2 protein-coding genes and 1 pseudogene are annotated in these 3391 nt (G+C 68.7%); all 3 read left to right on the plus strand.

The features are described from left to right. Positions 1-246, plus strand: a pseudogene (locus tag IEZ31_RS55430) (ABC transporter ATP-binding protein); the annotation flags it as partial. 3 nt (positions 247-249) lie between these two features. Further along, positions 250-2808: an ABC transporter permease gene (locus tag IEZ31_RS55435; protein WP_190258238.1), complete on the plus strand. Its 2559-nt coding sequence runs from the start codon at positions 250-252 to the stop codon at positions 2806-2808. Positions 2809-3034: 226 nt separating this feature from the next. Then, positions 3035-3391, plus strand: a 357-nt coding sequence (locus IEZ31_RS55440) for an ABC transporter ATP-binding protein (RefSeq protein WP_190258239.1), incomplete at its 3' end; no start/stop codon positions are given.

Here is a 3391-nt window from a genome sequence, read left to right on the forward strand (position 1 = left end):
ATCTTCGCCGACGAACCGACCGGCAACCTCGACTCGCGCTCGGGCGCCGAGGTCCTGTCGTTCCTGCGCAACTCGGTGCGGGAGTTCGGCCAGACGATCGTCATGGTGACCCACGACCCGAACGCCGCGTCCTACGCGGACCGGGTCATCTTCCTGGCCGACGGGAAGATCGTCGACGAGCTGCTCGAGCCCACCGCCGACGCGGTGCTCGACAAGCTCAAGGGTCTGGACAAGGCGGGCGAGTAGACGATGCTGCGCGCGACCCTGAAGAGCCTGCTGGCGCGCAAGCTGCGGCTGGTTCTCTCCACGCTCGCCGTCGTGCTGTCCGTGATGTTCGTGTCCGGATCGCTGGTGCTGACGGACACGCTGGGCCGCACGTTCGACAACCTGTTCGCCAACATCTTCACCTACACCGACGTCCAGGTCTCGGCGAAGTCGCAGGTGGCGCCCCAGGGCGGGGACACCGGCGGCGGGGGCACCAACCCGTTCCCGGCCGCGGTCGTCGACGAGGTCGCCAAGGTCGACGGCGTGGGCAAGGCCACCGGCCAGGTGTTCCTCAACGGCGCCATCCCGGTCGGCCGCAACGGCAAGGTCGTGGCCAACCAGACCGGCCAGCAGTTCGGCGCCAACTGGACCGGCGAGGACCAGCTGGTCTCGCTGGCCGAGGGCCGCGGGCCGGAGGCCGACGACGAGATCGTGGTCAACCAGGGCCTGGCGACCACGGCGCGGTACAAGGTCGGCGACTCGATGGACGTCATCACGCGCGACAAGGAGCGCAAGACGTACGAGATCGTCGGCCTCATGCAGTATGCCGGCGGCCGAGCGTCGATGGCCGGCGAGAGCGCGATCTTCTTCACCACGAAGCAGGCCCAGCTCTCGATGCTCGGCGCCGTGGACCAGTACAACGTGATCGACGTCCGGTCGAAGGACGGCTTCACCGACGAGCAGGTGCGCGACAACGTCGCCAAGCAGCTCGGCGGCGGGTTCGTGGTGCAGACCGGCAAGCAGTTGTCGGAGGAGTCGAGCAAGCAGATCAAGCAGATCCTCGACTACTTCAACTACGTGCTGCTCGGCTTCGGCGCGGTGGCCCTGCTGGTCGGCGTGTTCCTGATCCTCAACACCTTCTCGATCATCGTCGCGCAGCGCACGCAGGAGCTGGCGCTGTTGCGGGCGATGGGCGCGAGCCGCGGGCAGGTGCTGCGTGGGGTGCTGCTGGAGGCGCTGCTCATCGGCGTCGTCGGCTCGCTCTTCGGCTTCCTGGTCGGCCTCGGGCTGGGCGCGCTCGGCGCGTACCTGTTCGTGGGCCTGGCCGACGGTGCCGAGGTGGCCTCGCTCGGCTTCCCGGTCTCGGCGATCATCGCGTCGTTCGCGATCGGCATCCTGGTCACCATGATCGCCGCGGTCATGCCGGCGCTCAAGGCGGCCCGGGTCGCCCCGATCGCGGCGATGCGGGAGTCGGCGACCCCGGACCGGCCGCTGACCAAGCTCACGATCTTCGGCGCGGTCATCACCGCGCTGGCGGTCGGTTCCCTGACGTGGGGCCTGACGGGGGCCGGCGACGGGACGCTGTGGCTGGTCTTCGGCGGCGTGCTCGCGCTGCTCGTCGGCGTCGCGCTGCTCACGCCGGTGATCAGCCGGCCGCTGGTGGCCGGGCTGGGGGCGCTGTTCGCCTGGACGGTGCCGGGCAAGCTGGGCAAGCGCAACTCGGCCCGCAACCCGCGGCGCACGGCGATCACGGCCGGCGCGGTCATGATCGGCATCGCGATCGTCACGGCGATCAGCACGCTCTTCACCTCGCTGTCCACGGCGCTCGGCGACGAGCTGGACAAGGACCTCCAGGCCGACCTGGTGGTGCTGGGCCAGCAGACGAGCGAGATCCCGCCGACGATCACGCCCGAGCAGGTCGAGCAGATGAAGAAGCTGCCGGGCGCGGCGACGGTGGCGACGTTCACCGCCGACGCGGCGCAGGTCAACGGGCAGCAGAACTTCGTCGTCTCGTACGAGGACCCGGCGGCGGTCGTCAAGGTGCTCAAGCTCAAGACCGACCAGGGCCGCATCGACCAGCTCAACAGCGGCGAGTTCATGACGGACAAGAAGACCGCCGAGGACCGCAAGTGGAAGCTGGGCGACACGATCACGGTGACGTTCACCAAGACCGGTGAGCAGACCCTGAAGCTGACCGGCATCACCGGTGAGACGGCCGTCGGCGCCGGCATCGTGGTGTCCTACGACGACGCGCGCAACGGGTTCGCGTTCCCGCAGCCGTGGCAGGCGTTCATCAGCGTCAAGGACGGGGCGTCGGTCGGCGAGACCCGCGACGCGGTGGACGCCATCATCAAGGACAACCCCGAGGTCAGCGTCTACACCAAGCAGGAGTACGTCGAGAACAACCAGGCGCAGTTCACCGCGATCCTCGCGATCGTCCAGGTGCTGCTGCTCATCGCCCTGGCGATCTCGGTCCTGGGCGTCATCAACACGCTGCTGCTGTCGGTCATCGAGCGGACCCGGGAGCTGGGCATGCTCCGCGCGGTCGGGCTGCGGCGCCGGCAGACGTGGCTGATGGTGACCACCGAGTCGGTGGTGATCACGGTGTTCGGCACGGTGCTCGGCCTCGCCGTCGGCGCCGGGCTGGGCGCGGCGATCGTGACCGCGCTCAAGGACGTCATCGGGTTCGGCGCGGTGACCCTGCCGTGGACGCTCATGGTGGTGTACTTCGTCGCCTCGCTCCTCGTCGGCGCCGTCGCCGGGTTCATCCCGTCGATTCGCGCCGTGCGGCTCAACGTGCTCAACGCGATCGCGTACGAATAGCACACCGGCGCAACAAGAATGGGCCGGTCGGGGTCTCCCCGACCGGCCCTTCGCCATTTCACAGCCCATTCTGAGAAGCCTGAGACGCGCGCCATAAGGGTTCCCCCTGAGCCGGTATCGGGGACGCTCCCCCAGCCAAAAACCCGTGGTCGGCTACCCCTGCGGAGGGAGGAGAACGCCCGCGTCCGGCCCCAAGCTGAATGCACACCATTCACCAGGGGGAATCATGACTGCAACGGTTGCGACGCGCACCGAGGTGGCCGCGCGGGCGGTCGACGTCTGGAAGGTCTACGGCACCGGCGAGGCGCAGGTGAATGCGCTCGGCGGGGTCTCGGTGGAGCTGGAGAAGGGGCGCTTCACCGCCATCATGGGCCCGTCCGGCTCGGGCAAGTCGACGCTCATGCACTGCCTCGCCGGGCTCGACGCCGTGTCGCGGGGTCAGGTGTATATCGGCGACACCCAGATCACCGGGCTGTCGGACCGCGGCCTGACCAACCTGCGCCGCTCGAAGGTCGGGTTCATCTTCCAGCAGTTCAACCTGCTGCCGACGCTGACGGCCGAGGAGAACATCCTGCTGCCGCTG

The organism is Dactylosporangium sucinum (genome assembly GCF_014647515.1).
Classification (GTDB): Bacteria; Actinomycetota; Actinomycetes; order Mycobacteriales; family Micromonosporaceae; genus Dactylosporangium; species Dactylosporangium sucinum.

Excerpts from the sequence above, each read along its gene's own strand:
- IEZ31_RS55435 (WP_190258238.1), top strand. The coding sequence starts at position 250 with ATGCTGCGCGCGACCCTGAAGAGCCTGCTGGCGCGCAAGCTGCGGCTG.